A 14,523-nucleotide genomic window follows, 5' to 3' on the forward strand; every position below is an offset into this window, starting at 1 on the left:
GGCACGCCGAGTCTAAGAGAAATGGTACGACGGATCCAGGAAAAACGATACGACGGCTCCGGGATGGGGTGGCGCTGGTGTCGCAATTTCTCGCTCACTTACCCGGAGAAGCCGCCACGCTCCGCCATCCCCACGCGGCGACCGTAGCCACGGCGATCACGACGACGGCCGCGGTGATCCACTGGGCCGCTCCGTCACCGACCCCGGGGACGGGTACGTCGACCAGGCCCGTGAACACCATCGTGAGGAAGATGATCCCCACGAGCGAGAGGATGGAAATCGAGGCGATCGCGATCCAGTTCCGCGTCATCCACTCCCCTTCCTGCTTCGCTTCCCGACTCGTTTCGGTCGGCTTCTCCGTGGGCTCTTGGTCCGGTTCGTCCATACGAGTTCACCGGCGTCGGTACGCTGTACGCGGGGGAAACGCCACGCCCTGCACCTGCGAGGGGTCGATCGAATCCGGTCGTGGCGGTCGAACGCGACGTCCGGGATCAGCTGAACTTCTGGACCGTGACCTCCAGGGTGTCGAGGTCGACGATCGGCGCGTATCCGGCGTCCGGATCGATGTTGACGCTCTTCTGGAAGTCCGTCTGGGACTGCCAGCAGCCGGAGTTGATCGCGAGCACGTCGTGGTACTTTCCGAAGCCGAGCTTGTGTACGTGACCGGTGTGGAAGATGTCGGGGACGTCCTCGATCACCAGGTAGTCGCGCTCCTCGGGGGCGAGTCGGGTGTGACCGCCGAACTGGGGTGCGATGTGGCGCTTTTTCAGGAGCTGGTACATCGCCTTGTGGGGCTCGTCGTAGCTCGCCTTCTCGGCCGGCAGTTCCGCGATCACCTCGTCCAGGGAGACGCCGTGGTACATGAGGATCGAGACGCCCTCGAGTTCGACCGTCGACGGGTTGCTCACGATCCGCGGGTCGTGAGCCGACATGATCTGGCGGAGCTCCTCGTCGAAGCCGGGCTGTGGTTCGGCCAGCCTGACGGCGTCGTGGTTCCCGGGGATCATGACGATCTCGAGGTCCCCGGGGACGGCCTTCAGGTGCTCGTTGAACGCGTCGTACTGATCGTAGATGTCGACGATCTCGAGTTCCTCGTCCTGATCGGGATAGACGCCGACGCCCTCGACCATGTCGCCGGCGATCAGGAGGTACTCGACGTGCTCGGCGGGTTCGGTGTGGAGCCACCGGGCGAACCGATCCCAGGCGTCCGCCATGAACTCGTCGCTCCCGACGTGAACGTCGCTGATCAGCGCCGCCTGGACGTGGCGATCGGCGGTCGACGGCTCGTTGGTCCGGGGCACGTCCGGAAAGTACATCGAATCGACGAACGCGATCCCGGAGTCGTCCGACAGCGTCCCCTCCATCGCGATCACCTCGTCGCACAGCAGTTCCTCGACCAGATCGACGTACTCGCGATCTTTCATCACCAGCCAGGGGAACGCCCCCGTCGTGTCCTCGAGTTCGACCAGCCAGTGACCGCTCTTGGTCGAACGCACGTCGTTGACCATGCCGACCATCGCGACCTCGCTCCCGCCCGGCATACTCTCGATCGAGGACGCCGGCCGGTGATTGACCCGCCCCCGGAGCTTCGCACCGAGGCGCTCCAGTCGATCGCGAAACACCGCGACGAAGTCTCGGTACTCGCCGGTACCGGTACTCTCGCCGGTCATGTCGTTCCGGATCGCGACCTCTCGGCGGTCCGGATCGACCGACCGCTCGAACCCCCCCGTTTCGACTGGAACCACACCGTCACCATCTCCCGATTCGCGGTTCGATTCTCCAGTCGAAACGGAGGGGTTCTGAATCGCCCCGTCCCGGGCATCGCTCTCGAACGACCCGGTTTCGGACGGCCCCGCTTCGGACGATTCGGGTGGGTTCGACACCGTTTCCGGCGGTCTCGTCTCGGCCCGGTCGGTCCGCGCCGACGGCGAACCGTCGAGTATCGATCGAACGTCGTCGGTCGTGATCACGAGCGCGTCGTCGGGCGTTTGCTCGAGCACGCGCTCGAGGGCCGAGCCGGCGTCGGGTCGGGAGGCGATCAGGGTCACCGCCTCTCGCTCGGCATTGTACCCGCGACTGGTGAGTTCGCGGACGATCCGGGCGGGTCCCTCCAGTGGCACACAGCGAAATTCGCGGGCGGCGGCAAAAACGTATTGAAACCCGCGACCGTCGCGGCGGTCGACGCTCGGAGACGCGATCAGTCGCCGGTACCCGAGCCGCCGGCGGCCAGAGCAGAAGGTTGATTTCCCGGCCCGGTCAACGGGAATTCGATGACCGGTTCCGGTTCCGGAGCGTCGCGGGACGATCCGGACCGACACGACGGTGCGGGCTCCGACTCCAACGTCGACGGCGACGGTTCGCGAGCCGGCGCCGACGATCCGGAGCGCCCGCCAGGAGACGGGACGGGAGCGGCCGGGGACGGATCGACCCCGCTCGGAACCGACGGCGACGGACGTACGCCGCCGACCGACGGCCCCGGCACGACGGCCGGCGCCGTCCGGAACTCGTCGGTTTCGATCGAGGACGACGGCGTCCTCCGATGGTTCCTCAGATCCGAAGAGGGCGGCGTCGTCTACGCTCGCGACATCGTGACGAGCGTGGGGGTCGTGGCCCTGATCGCCCTGCTCCTCTTCGGGATCAGCGGGGTCTGGCCGCCGCTGGTGGCCGTCGAGAGCGGGAGTATGGAGCCGAACATGGAGCGAGGCGACATGATCTTCGTCGTCGCGGACGATCGATTCGTGGGCGACGGGAACGTCGCGGGAACCGGCGTCGTCACGCGCGAGGGCGGAGCGGAGTCGGGTCATTCGACCTTCGGCGAGTCGGGGGACGTGATCATCTTCCAGCCCGACGGCGACGAGCGCGAGACGCCGGTGATACATCGGGCCTATTACTTCGTCGAGGAGGACGAGAACTGGATCGACGATCGGGCGGATCCTGCGCTCACGAACGCTCAATCGTGCGAACAGGTCCACACGTGTCCCGCCCCCCACGACGGGTTCATCACGCGCGGAGACGCCAACGGCGGGTACGACCAGGTCGGCTCCGGCGCGGATACCACCGTGATCAAAGCCGACTGGATCGAAGGGAAGGCTCACTACCGGATCCCGTGGCTGGGCTACATCCGTTTGACCGTCGACGAAGTCCTCCTGGCCGGACCGGGCGGGACGGCCGTCGGCGCCGTCGCCGGACTGGTCGGGATGCTCACCGCCGCGGCGATGGTTCGGCCCTCCGGCCGGCCCTAACGGGTATCGACGCCCACCGAACCGACCGCATCGGGTACCCGACCTCCCCGAGGCGATCCGGTATGGAATGACGCCCTCGAGACGGTCCGGTATGGATCCCACGCCGCCGAGGCGATCCGGTATGGACTCCACGACGCCGAGACGCTCGGCTCTGGAAACGGACGTTCCGGGAGCACGTGGCTCGTTAGCAAGCTACAGGCGAAATGTCCGGATATGGACGGTGTCCGCCGGTCGACGGCGATCATCGTTCGGGGCATCGCGACTACCGCGGCGCGACGGATCGATCCCGAACGGCGGGCCACCTCACTACGGGGTGGCGGATGCGCGGACCGTCGGGCGCGTCACGACCACAGCGCGGAATTCCCCGACCGTCGGACGACTCGTTCCATCTCCCACGACCGACACCCGGATTCCGGACGCGACGAGACGTGCGTTCTCGGACGAGGGAGGCGTGATGGCGAGAGAACGGACGGAATTGCACGCCGTGGTCTGGTGGTGAGAGCGCGGACGGAACGTTCGAACCGATATGGGCCAGCGGCGGCGGCTGCGGTGACCGCCGCTGCAGTTGAAACGATGGGGTGCCGATCGGACGAGCGGTCGCCGGTCAGTTGTCGAATCTCGCCTGTACGAAGGGGGTGACGTCGTCGATATCGCTCAGTCTGGAGTCCGAGCGAAGGACGACCTCGGTCTCTTCGAGTGGAACGGAGAGGCTGATCTCTTTCGTCCGGCCGTACCGACCCTTCGAGACGACGACGGCGTTGACGATTCCGAGCATGTCGAGTTCGCTGATGAGGTCGGTGACTCGACGCTGGGTGAGGACGTCGGCGTCGATCTCGTCGCAGAGACGCTTGTAGATGTTGTACACCTCGCCGGTGTTGATGCTGTGGACGCCGTTCTGTTCGAGGAGGATGATCGAGAAGAGGACGAGTTTGCTCTGGGTGGGGAGCGTCCGGACCACTTCGACCACGCGGTCGAGCTCGATCTTGTCCTGTGCTTGCCTGACGTGTTCCTCGACGATCGTGTCGGTCTGGGCTCGCTCGGCGAGTTCTCCCGCCGTCCGGAGCAGGTCCAGCGCGCGGCGGGCGTCACCGTGTTCCTGGGCCGCGAACGCCGCACACAGTGGGATCACGTCGGGCGAAAGCGCGCCCTCCTTGAAGGCGACGTCGGCACGGTGTTGGAGAATGTCCCGCAGCTGGTTCGCGTCGTAGGGCGGGAAGACGATCTCCTCCTCGCCGAGGGAGGACTTGACCCGCGGGTCGAGGAAGTCGGTGAACTTCAGGTCGTTGCTGATCCCGATGATCGACACTCGCGAGTTCTCGAGCTCGGAGTTCATCCGCGAGAGGTTGTAGAGCGTGTCGTCTCCGCTCTTTTCGACGAGTTTGTCGATCTCGTCGAGCATGATGACGACGACACGCTCGGAGTAGTCGACGGCGTCGAAAAAGACGCTGTAGACGCGGTCGGTCGGCCAACCGGTCATGGGGACTTCCTCGAAGGACTCCCTGTCCGCCTCGAGCTCCCCGATCCGCTGGCCGACGTCGCCGACGGACGAGAAGGGGGTATCGGCGAGCGGGTGCGCATCGGGGTCGACGAACCCCCTCGTTTCGGGTGCAAAACTATCGGATTCGTCGGATTGATCGGGTTCTACCCCGGGTTCAGAATCGACGGGAAGATCTGGGCGTTCGTCGTCGGTGGCCCCGTCAGTTTCCGGCGTTGTAGTCGGGTCGGACGCGTCGTCGGTGCCGACCGATTCGGCGTCCACTGGATCGACCGTTGCCGGCTCGAAGGGCTCGGCGATGTATCGATCGTCGGCGCCGTCGTCGCCGGCGTCGGGATGGTCCGGGGCGATCGGCGCGTCCGTTTCGAAGTCGACGGTCGCTTCCCGGAGCGCCTCCAGCTCGTCGATCCGATCGTCGATGCGCGCCTCGTTCTTCTCGATGAACTTGTTCGCGAGCTGGGCCAGCACCCGGTACTGGGTGTCGGTCACCTCGCAGTTGATGTACTCGACGTCGCACGGGACGCTGTACTTCGAGGAGGTGGTCTCCAGCTCCTTGCTCACGAATTTCGCGCTGGCGGTCTTTCCGGTCCCCGTCTTTCCGTAGATGAGGATGTTCGACGGGGTCTCTCCGCGCAGCGCGGCCACGAGGATCGTGGCCATCTTGTTGATCTGGTCGCTGCGGTGCGGGAGTTCGTGGGGCGTGTACGACGGTCTGAGCACCTCCTTGTTCTCGAAGATCGGTTCGCCGCTCAGCAGGTCGTCGAACAGGCCGCGGTTGTGATCCTCCTCGTGTAACTCTGCTTCCTCGATATCCGCGCGGAACCCCGGCGTCGACCCGAAGCTGATGCCGTCGTCGGGGCCGCCGTCGTGTGGGTCGTCGTCTGCCATCCGTCGTACGTGTTCCCCCTTCGTTTCACCTGGAGTGTCCGAGGCGCATCCGCCGTGCGTTCGGTGCTGACGGGCTGTGAATGAATATCTCGACGATATTCATCCGTGCTCAGGTCCAGTTGATGCAGACGAACCAGATGAACAGCTACCTATTAAATGTGTTCTTTCAGCGGGAGCGTACTGTCGGGGAAGCCGAGAGCAAACGGACGAAATCGCCGGACTGCGGCGGGACGGAAACGGTTCGCGGATCAATACGTCACGGTTCCAGTCGAAACCGTACCGTCTCGGCGCCCTCGAACCGGGGGCCGCGCCCGCGTTCGTCGAATCCGTGGTCCGAGAGAGCGTCGGTGACCGCCCGACTACGGGTGGTCACGAGCGCCTCGACGCTCATCGACTCGTGCTCGGCGAACGCGATGGGTTCGTCGAGCAGCCGTCGGCAGGCCTCCGGCGTCCCGTCGATCTGGGTGACGTACACGACCTCGTCGCGCGCGTCGAAGCTGACGAAGCCGAGGATATCCTCCGGATCGGAACCGGCGAATCGGCCGTTGGACGCGTCGACGTCCGACGCCGCCGCCTCGTCCTCGGCGACGCGCACCGTTCGGTCGTGGACGAGGTTGCGCATCACGTCGGTCGGCGAGTCCGCGATGGTGGCGAGTGCGTCCGCGTCGGCCTCGCGAGCGTCGCGTACGTGCATCGAGGTGTGGTATTGATCCGCACGACAATAAATCCCGGCCGGCGGTCGCCGCCGGTCGGTCGGCGAGGTCGGCGGATCGACGGCCGACGGCCCGTCGCGGCCGTGATACGGGTAAATTTCGTGGAATACGGACAGGGTTATGAGCGCGCCGCTGATACGGACGGGCATGACGGAGTACGGGACCGGACCGGGGGTGTTCGCATGCGCGTCGTAGCGAAGTTCGGGGGCACCAGCCTCGGGAACGGCGATCGGATCAACCGGGCGGCCGACTCGATCGCCGCGGCGGTCGAAGACGGCCACGAACTCGCCGTCGTCGCGAGCGCGATGGGATCGACGACGGACGACCTGCTGGCGGAGATCACGTTCGACGTGGCCGAGCGAGACCGCGCCCAGATCGTCAGCATGGGCGAGCGCACCTCCGTCCGGATGCTGAAAGCGGCGCTCTCGGCCCGCGGCGTCGACGCGCGATTCCTGGAGCCCGGCGACGACGACTGGCCCGTCGTCACCGACGAGTACGGCGAGGTGGAAGTCGACGAGACCCGACGACGGGCCGCGGCGCTGGTCGACTCGCTCGGTGAGACGGTGCCGGTGATCGCGGGCTTTCTGGCCGAGGGGCCCGACGGCACCATCACGACGCTCGGCCGCGGCGGCTCGGACACCACGGCGGTCATGCTCGGCAACTACATGGACGCCGACGAGGTCGTCATCGTCACCGACGTCGAGGGCGTGATGACCGGCGACCCCCACGTGGTCGAAGGGGCGCGCAACGTCGCGGAGATCTCGGTCGACGAACTGCGCAACCTCTCGTTTCGCGGCGCGGAGGTCGTCGCCCCGTCGGCGCTGTCGTACAAGGACGGCGGGCTGAACGTCCGCGTCGTCCACTACCAGCACGGCGACCTGCTCGCCGGCGGCACCCGCGTCGAGGGCGAGTTCGAGAATCTGGTCGACATGCGCGAGCGCCCGCTGGCGTGCCTGACCGTCGCCGGCCGGGCGATCCGCAACGAGGCGGGAGTCTTCCGCTCGCTCTCGGGCCCGCTCAGCGACGCCGAGATCAACATCGACGCCGTCGCGAGCGGGATGGACAGCGTCACGTTCTACGTCGACGGCGACCACGCCGAGCGCGCCGAGAACATCCTCCACCGCCAGGTGATCGAGCAGGACGCCCTCTCGAGCGTCACCGTCGACGAGCCGCTCGCGGTGGTGCGGGTCACCGGCGGCGAGCTGCCGACCCAGCCGGGGGTCATCAACGAGATCGTCGAGCCGTTCGCCGAGGCGCGCATCCAGATCCACGACCTGATCACCTCCGCGACGAGCGTGGCCATCTTCGTCGACTGGGCGGACCGCGAGGAGAGCCTCGAACTCGTCCAGGACCTCTTCTAGCACCGCCGAAACGCCAGGACCTCACCTAGATCCGCCGAAACGTCTCGTTTCCCGTCACGCGAGGGCGGCGTGCGGGGATCTATAACGCGATATTGCCGGCGGCGCCCCGTCGACCTCGACCGGACCGTTCGGCGGTAGCGGGGCCGTAACCAAGGACCGGTTCGTTGGAGCCGAGAGTCGAGACCCCATGAGCGACAACGTCCCCGTCACGGAAGTCTTCGAGGAGGTCGAGCCCGATCCCGACGCCATCATCACGTCCTACGGCGCGGAGACGCTGGAGGAGCTCGTCGACGGCCCCGGCGATCACGATCCGACGACCGACGAGGAGCTCGACGCCGACGTCGAGACGGCGGCGGAGCTGCTCGGCGAGCTGGCCGACGTCCAGCTCGATCGGATCGACGCGGAGGCGGCGGGCGACGCCGGCCCGGTAGCGGCCGACGTCGACCCGACGGAGGGCGACGCCGTCGAACCGGGCGACGCCGACGACCTCGGCGACACAGTGGTGAGCGATCCGACGGTGGACGTCCTCCCCGGAGACGGGGTCGCCATCGACGAGTTCCTCGGACTGGACGAGCTGTCCGCGGCGGAAACTCGCGAACGAGACGGACTCGTCCTCGTCGGCCCGGATCCGGCGGGCGACCGCGTGTCGAACGACGCGTTCGGCGCCGGCCTCGACGCCGCCTCGACGCCGGGTGGACCGGACCGGCGACGGGGGTCGGAATTCGCCTCGTCGGTCTTTGGGTGGGCCTCCTGACCTGTAGCGGTATCCGGCAGTCGGCCCGGTTCGAGACGGTATCCGGCAGTCGGCCCGGTTCGAGACGGTATCCGGCAGTCGTCCCGGTTCGAGACGACAATTGGGGACCGGCCGAGCCCGTGCGCGATCGTCAGTCCTCCGCGAGCAGCTCCGGATCGGCGTGCTCCTCACGGACGACCTTCTTGTCGAACTTTCCGGTAGCGGTCTTCGGGATCTCGGCGATCAGTTCGACGGCGTCGGGCGTCCACCAGTCGGGGTAGTCCTCGGCGATCAGCGACGTGAGTTCGTCCGCGAGCGACTCGCGATCGACTCCGTCGTCGGCGGGGACGACGAACGCCGCGGGTCGCTCACCCCACTTCTCGTGTGGGACGCCGATGACCGTCGCTTCGGCGACGGCGTCGTGGGCCATGATCGCGTTCTCCACCTCGACCGAGGAGATCCACTCCCCGCCGGACTTGATGACGTCGCCGGCGCGGTCGACGATCTGGACGTAGCCCTCCGGGTCGACGGTGACGATGTCGCCGGTCTTCAGCCAGGACCCCTCGAAGTCCTGTTGGGTGGCGTCGGGGCGCTCGAAGTAGCGGTCGGTGACCCACGGCCCGCGGACCCACAGCTCCCCGAAGTCCTCGCCGTTCCAGGGGACCTCCTCGCCGTCGTCGTCGACGACGCGCATCTCCAGGCCGGGGACGAGCAGGCCCTGCTTGGCCTGTTTCGCGTAGCGCTCCTCGTGGGGGACCCCTTCGAGCCCCTCCTTGAGATGGGCGACGGTCCCGATCGGCGACATCTCCGTCATCCCCCACGCGTGGACGACCTCGACGCCGAGTTCGTCGTACCGGCGGATCAGGCTCTCGGGCGCGGCGCTGCCGCCGACGACGATCCGCTCGAGCGAGGAGAGGTCGGCGTCGTGCTCCTCGAGGAACTCGAGGATGCCCAGCCAGACGGTGGGGACGCCCGCGGAGAGCGTCACGCCTTCCTCCTCGACGAGCGAGACCAGATCGGCGGGATCGGGCGAGGGGCCGGGATAGACGTGCTTCGCCCCGGCCGCCGTGGCCGAGAACGGCAGGCCCCACGCGTTCACGTGGAACATCGGGACGACGGGCATCACGACGTCCGAGTCGTCGATGCCGAGTCCCGCGGGCGTGAGCGTCGCCATCGTGTGCGCCCACAGCATCTGCTGGGTGTACTCGACCCCCTTCGGTTTGCCGGTCGTTCCGGAGGTGTAGCACATCCCGGCCGGCAGCTCCTCGTCGAGTTCCGGCCAGTCGTACTCGGCGTCGTGTGCGCCGACGAAGGAGTCGTAGTCGGTGACCGGCTCGAGCGCGGTCTCCGGAACGGCGTCGCCGACGACGACGAACCGCTCGACCGACGCGAAGGCCTCCTCGTCGTAGGCGGCTTCGAGCGCCCCGAGCAGCGATGGATCGACGAAGAGGACGCGATCCGCCGCGTTGCGGACGATATACTGGACGTGCTCGGGCGGGAGCAGCGGGTTGATCGTGTGCAGCTGGCCGCCGACGTTCGGCGCGGCGAAGTACGTCTCGGCGTGACGGTGGTGGTTCCAGCAGAACGTCCCGACGCGGTCGCCCTCGCCGATCCCGGCGGCGTCGAGGGCGTTCGCCAGCCGTCGGCACGCGTCGCCGAACTCCCGGTAGGTGTAGCGCTCGATCCCGTCGGCCGTCCGAGCGACGACTTCCCGTCCAGGGTAGAGCCGCTCGGCGCGCCACAGGAACGGTTGCAGGGTCTGATCGTATCCTGGCATATGTTCACGTGCAACGAGACGTCTGTTAACAGTTTTGTGTCGGAACTGGTTCGTCTCGGTCGGTGGACGACCGATCGCCGACGGGCCCTCGTCGTCGAGAGACGGACCGGAGACGAACCCACGTCGTCGAGCGGCGGATCGTCGTTCGGTTCGATCGGCCACCGAGCGACGGAACGCGGCGGGGATCGTCCCGGCGTCCCGTTATCGTCCCGGTGTGGGGAACGTCCGTCGCGATCGTCCGCCGGCGCCGCCATCCGGCAGCGTCCGCACGGATTCGTCGGGTGATGGTCGAACCCCGCCGTTGCGGTCGCCGTCCCCGCCCTGGGGAACAGGGTCCGTCACTCGAATTGAACTGCCCGCCGCCCCGTGAGTCGACATGGTCAGTTACCGGACGAAAGTCGCGGAGCGGATCCGATTGCCCTCCCGAACCGAGCGCGAGCGAAATCTGGCGGCGGCGGGCTACAACCTCTTCAACCTCGCCGCGGACGACGTCTACGTCGACCTGCTCACCGACAGCGGCACCGGCGCGATGAGCCAGGAACAGTGGGCGGCGCTGCACCGCGGCGACGAATCCTACGCCGGCTCGCGCAGCTTCGAGCGCCTCGAAGCGGCCGTCCGGGACGTGATGGGCTTCCCGCACGTGATCCCGGCCCATCAGGGCCGCGGCGCCGAGAACGTCCTCTACGGGACGCTCCTCGAGCCGGGCGACGTCGCGCTCAACAACACCCACTTCGACACCACGCGGGCCCACGTCGCCAACCAGGGCGCCGACCCGGTCGACTGTCCCGTCGCGGACGCCCGCGATCCGGAGGCGGACGCGCCGTTCAAGGGGAACTTCTCGATCGAACGCGCTCGCGAGGTGGTCGCGGAGGTCGGCGCCGACCGCGTCCCGCTGGTGATCCTGACGATCACCAACAACTCCGCGGCGGGGCAACCGGTGAGCGTCGCGAACACCCGCGACGCGGCCCGCTTCGCCGAGGAGATCGACGCGACCTTCGTGATCGACGCCTGCCGCTTCGCCGAGAACGCCCACTTCGTCACGGAGCGCGAGTCCGACTACGCCGACGCGACCGTCGCCGAGATCGCCCGCGAGCAACTGGGGTGCGCCGACGCCCTCGTGATGAGCGGGAAGAAAGACGGGCTGTCGAACGTCGGCGGCTTCGTCGCGACCGACGACGAGCGCCTCGCCGAGGCGTGCAAGCAGCGCGCCATCCTCTACGAGGGCTTTCCCACGTACGGGGGGATGGCCGGCCGCGACATGGAGGCGATGGCGGTCGGCCTCCGCGAGGCCGTGGAGGAGGCCTACGTCGCCGGCCGAGTCGACGCGGTCGCCCAGCTCGGTGACCTCCTGACCGACGCGGGCGTTCCGATCTACGAGCCGGTGGGCGGCCACGCGGTCTACCTGGACGCGGCCGCCTGCTTGCCTCACGTCCCGGCCGCGAAGTTCCCGGGCCAGGCGCTCGTCTGCGAACTCTACCGCGAGGGCGGCGTGCGAGGGGTCGAACTCGGGAGCTTCGCGTTCCCCGACACGGACCGGCCCGAACTCGTCCGGCTGGCCGTTCCGCGGCGGACGTACGGCCGCGACCACTTCCAACACGTCGCGGAGACGGTCGCCGCCGTGCTCGACCGCCGCGAGGAGGTGACCGGGCTGCGGTTGGCGACGGAGCCGCCGGTACCGGAGATCCGACACTTCACGGCCGAACTGGAGCCCGTCGAGTCCTGAGCCGACGCCGGGGGCCCGGATCGACGCGAAAAACGACCGGGAACCCGAATCAGTCGGCCATCATCCGGCGCGCCCGCTCGGCGATCGACGGTTCGCGTTCGGGTTCCGGCTCGGCGCCGAACCGCCGCATCGCGAGCTCGCGAACCCCGCCGACCGGGTCGCCCTTCTCCCCGCCGAGGACCCAGGCGGGAACGGCCTCGCGGAGCTCCTCACGCTTTTGCGCTTTCATCGTGCTGTACCGCCGGAGCACGAGCCCGACCCCGATGAAGAGGGCGGCGTCGGCCAGTTCCCGCCGGAACCGCTCGCTGTCGTCCCGGAGCGCGATCGCCTTCGCCAGCGAGATCGCCCCGATTCCGAGGTAGATCAGCGAGGTTCGGCCGGGATCGCCCGTGAGTATCCGTTGTAGCGACATTGCGCGGAGACGTACCACGGCCCCGCTCAAATCAGTTCGGCCGCGTTCACGATCTCTGGACTGTTCGGCCGCGTTCATGATTCCGGGACTGTTCGGCCGCGTTCACGATTCCGGGACTGTTCGGCCGCGTTCGGGGGTTCCCGTCAGTTGGCCGCCCGCGACGGAGAGGCCTCCGCCGGATCCGGAGCCCGACGGTCACTCTCCACGGGCCAACCTGGTCGCGATCCGATCCGGAAGTCCGGCCTCCCGGACCGCCTCCTGGACGGTCTCGACGTCGTACGCGACCCGGCGGGTCTCGACCGTCCTGGCCTCGAGGTCGACCACGGCGTAGGCCGCCCGCGGGTCGCCGTCCCGGGGCTGGCCGACGCTTCCCGGATTGACGACGATCCCCTCCGCGTAGCGTTCGGCGTGCTGGACGTGCGTGTGGCCGAGGACGAGGACGTCCTCGTCGTCGAGCAGCCGGGGCGAGAAGTCCTCGGGGTAGGTGTAGCGGTCCGGATCGTCCGGGTGACCGTGGACGATCCGCACTCGTCCGTCGCACGCGCGGCGTTCGACCGGCAGCGACTCGAGCCAGTCCAGCGCCTCGGCGCCGAGCGCCCGTCTGGCGTGTTCGACGCCCGCCTTCGCCATCCGGTTGAACCGGAACGCGGTGTCCTCGACGACGGCGCGGTCGTGGTTGCCCATCACCGTCGGGACCTCGCGCGCCCGGAGTTCCCCGACGCACTCGGCGGGCCAGGGGTTGTAGCCGACCACGTCGCCGGCACAGAGGAGGGCGTCGACCGGCGGCATGTCGGCGAGTACCGCCTCCAGGGCGATCCGGTTGCCGTGGACGTCGGAGATGAGACCGACCTGCATGGGCGGGGAGTCGACCGCCAGCCGTATGGGCGTTTTCGTGAATTGAGGTGCGTTCGCTCCCCGACGGATCGACGCTCAGTCGTTCCCGTTCTCGATCGCCGTCACGAAGCCGTCGCCGTCCCGCGAGAGGCCGGCGGCGCAGACGGCGTGCTCGAAGTCGAGGTCGTACGCCGCGGCGGCCGCCGCCTCGGCCCCGCTCGCATCGAAGTCGAACGCTTCGGGCGCGTCGCGCTCGTAGGTCGCGACCAGCGTCGGCTCCTCGACCGCCTCGACCAGGAGGGCGTCCCGGCGGACGGTGGCGATCGTCGCGCCCCCGCCGGCGTCGAGCACGCCCGCGATCCGGGGCGTGTCGTAGTCGTCCTTCTCGAAGTCGAGCGCGAGCAGCGCCGTCGCCAGCGCGTCGCGGGCGGGGTAGCCTGACTGGAGCTTCTCGGCGATCGGATCGACGTGGGATCCGTTGCCGATCGCCGCCGCCTCGCCGCGTGGCGTCTCGACGACGCGCAGGCAGTTGTAGGAGACGTACGGGTTGTCCGTCTCGGGAGCGTCCTCGGTCGGGCCGACGGTCAGCGTGCCGTCCCGGTCGACGATCCGGCGGTCGGGAAACGATCGCGAGGAGACGCGGTAGGCCGCGGTCTGCGGGCCGACGACGACGAAGCGTCCGACGTACATACTCGAGCGTCGCGCGGTGGTCCGTAAGTCGGTGTCGGTTCCTCCCGTCGACGCGATCTGGGTACCGGCCGGGCCGGACCGCGAAGCGATAGCGTTTAGTGACCGAATCCCGTTCTCGCGAATGCAGACCCATGGGGTAGCGGCCAATCCTGTTGCCTTCTGGGGGCAACGACCCAGGTTCGAATCCTGGTGGGTCTACTTCCGTGCGGGCCGGGTTTCTTCCGACGTAATCGTCCACGAACCCGCGGGTTCGTCAGCCGCGAGATTCACCACTCACGACGACCGCCAACACCGGCGCGACGCGCCGGTGAAGGGGATCGATCGAGGAGGCCCTCAGCCGAACGACCAGGAGAGCCAATCGAGCAGCCTGCCGAGCCAGCTACGGAGCCGGGAGAACAGACCGTCGACCAGCCCCGCGATTCCGTCACCGATGCCGTTGCTCCCCGTCGAGCCGCCGCCGTCGGAGCCGGACCCGCCGTTTCCGCCGTCGGAACCGCCGCTGCTTCCGCCCGAACCGGAGTCACCGTCCCCACCGCCGCCCGAGCCGGTCCCCAGGCCCGCCGCGTTCACGAGCCCGTCCCCCTCGGCGCAGGTCCCGTGAACCTCCTCGGCGGTCTCCGAGAGCGTCGCACGAACCTCGTCGTTCGGGCCCGGA

The 14,523-nt window shown here is 68.2% G+C and carries 12 protein-coding genes, 1 tRNA gene and 1 pseudogene; 5 read left to right on the forward strand and 9 right to left on the reverse strand.

Translation table 11 applies throughout. The features are described from left to right. Positions 1-94 precede the first annotated feature (94 nt). The gene (locus QZT59_RS11045; RefSeq protein ID WP_290815832.1) at positions 95-385 is read right to left on the reverse strand and encodes a hypothetical protein; all 291 of its coding nucleotides are present in this window, start codon (positions 383-385) and stop codon (positions 95-97) included. Between the two features lie 106 nt (positions 386-491). Then, positions 492-2,120, reverse strand: a complete 1,629-nt coding sequence (locus tag QZT59_RS11050; RefSeq protein ID WP_290815835.1) for a DNA-directed DNA polymerase II small subunit — start codon at positions 2,118-2,120, stop codon at positions 492-494. A gap of 150 nt (positions 2,121-2,270) precedes the next feature. Here QZT59_RS11050 and QZT59_RS11055 point away from each other — a divergent pair, with 150 nt between their 5' ends. Further along, the gene (locus tag QZT59_RS11055) at positions 2,271-3,242 is read left to right on the forward strand and encodes a S26 family signal peptidase (RefSeq protein ID WP_290815838.1); all 972 of its coding nucleotides are present in this window, start codon (positions 2,271-2,273) and stop codon (positions 3,240-3,242) included. Positions 3,243-3,846: 604 nt separating this feature from the next. Here the strand turns inward: QZT59_RS11055 and QZT59_RS11060 are convergent. Together QZT59_RS11060 and QZT59_RS11065 are read right to left on the reverse strand one after the other, a co-directional pair. After that, positions 3,847-5,625 (reverse strand): Cdc6/Cdc18 family protein, encoded by a 1,779-nt coding sequence (locus QZT59_RS11060; RefSeq protein ID WP_290815841.1) that lies wholly within the window; start codon positions 5,623-5,625, stop codon positions 3,847-3,849. A gap of 256 nt (positions 5,626-5,881) precedes the next feature. Continuing rightward, positions 5,882-6,319 carry a hypothetical protein gene (locus QZT59_RS11065; RefSeq protein ID WP_290815844.1) on the reverse strand — a complete coding sequence of 146 codons (438 nt, stop codon included), beginning with the start codon at positions 6,317-6,319 and terminating at the stop codon, positions 5,882-5,884. Between the two features lie 201 nt (positions 6,320-6,520). On the opposite strand from QZT59_RS11065, the gene QZT59_RS11070 reads away from it, so the two are divergent. Then, positions 6,521-7,699, forward strand: a complete 1,179-nt coding sequence (locus QZT59_RS11070; RefSeq protein WP_290815847.1) for an aspartate kinase — start codon at positions 6,521-6,523, stop codon at positions 7,697-7,699. A gap of 187 nt (positions 7,700-7,886) precedes the next feature. Then, complete coding sequence (locus tag QZT59_RS11075; RefSeq protein WP_290815850.1) at positions 7,887-8,453, forward strand: hypothetical protein; 567 nt, start codon at positions 7,887-7,889, stop codon at positions 8,451-8,453. 130 nt (positions 8,454-8,583) lie between these two features. Here the strand turns inward: QZT59_RS11075 and QZT59_RS11080 are convergent, their stop codons facing one another. Beyond that, positions 8,584-10,209, reverse strand: a complete 1,626-nt coding sequence (locus QZT59_RS11080) for a long-chain fatty acid--CoA ligase (protein ID WP_290815851.1) — start codon at positions 10,207-10,209, stop codon at positions 8,584-8,586. Between the two features lie 376 nt (positions 10,210-10,585). Between QZT59_RS11080 and QZT59_RS11085 the strand changes: the two genes are divergently transcribed. Continuing rightward, positions 10,586-11,932 (forward strand): tryptophanase, encoded by a 1,347-nt coding sequence (locus tag QZT59_RS11085; protein WP_290815854.1) that lies wholly within the window; start codon positions 10,586-10,588, stop codon positions 11,930-11,932. Between the two features lie 49 nt (positions 11,933-11,981). Here the strand turns inward: QZT59_RS11085 and QZT59_RS11090 are convergent, their stop codons facing one another. The 3 genes from QZT59_RS11090 to QZT59_RS11100 form a co-directional block, all read right to left on the reverse strand. Next, positions 11,982-12,344 carry a hypothetical protein gene (locus tag QZT59_RS11090; protein WP_290815857.1) on the reverse strand — a complete coding sequence of 121 codons (363 nt, stop codon included), beginning with the start codon at positions 12,342-12,344 and terminating at the stop codon, positions 11,982-11,984. 195 nt (positions 12,345-12,539) lie between these two features. Further along, entirely contained in the window at positions 12,540-13,199 is a 660-nt protein-coding gene (locus QZT59_RS11095) for a metallophosphoesterase (protein WP_290815860.1), read from the reverse strand. Positions 13,200-13,274: 75 nt separating this feature from the next. After that, positions 13,275-13,868, reverse strand: coding sequence for an IMP cyclohydrolase (locus QZT59_RS11100; protein ID WP_290815863.1), 594 nt, complete (start codon positions 13,866-13,868; stop codon positions 13,275-13,277). Positions 13,869-13,993: 125 nt separating this feature from the next. Between QZT59_RS11100 and QZT59_RS11105 the strand changes: the two genes are divergently transcribed. Continuing rightward, positions 13,994-14,066 (forward strand) — tRNA-Gln (locus tag QZT59_RS11105). A 135-nt stretch (positions 14,067-14,201) separates the two neighbouring features. Here QZT59_RS11105 and QZT59_RS11110 read toward each other — a convergent pair. After that, positions 14,202-14,523: pseudogene (locus tag QZT59_RS11110) on the reverse strand (hypothetical protein); the annotation flags it as partial.

It is taken from the genome of Halovivax sp., assembly GCA_007119345.1.
Classification (GTDB): Archaea; Halobacteriota; Halobacteria; order Halobacteriales; family Natrialbaceae; genus Halovivax.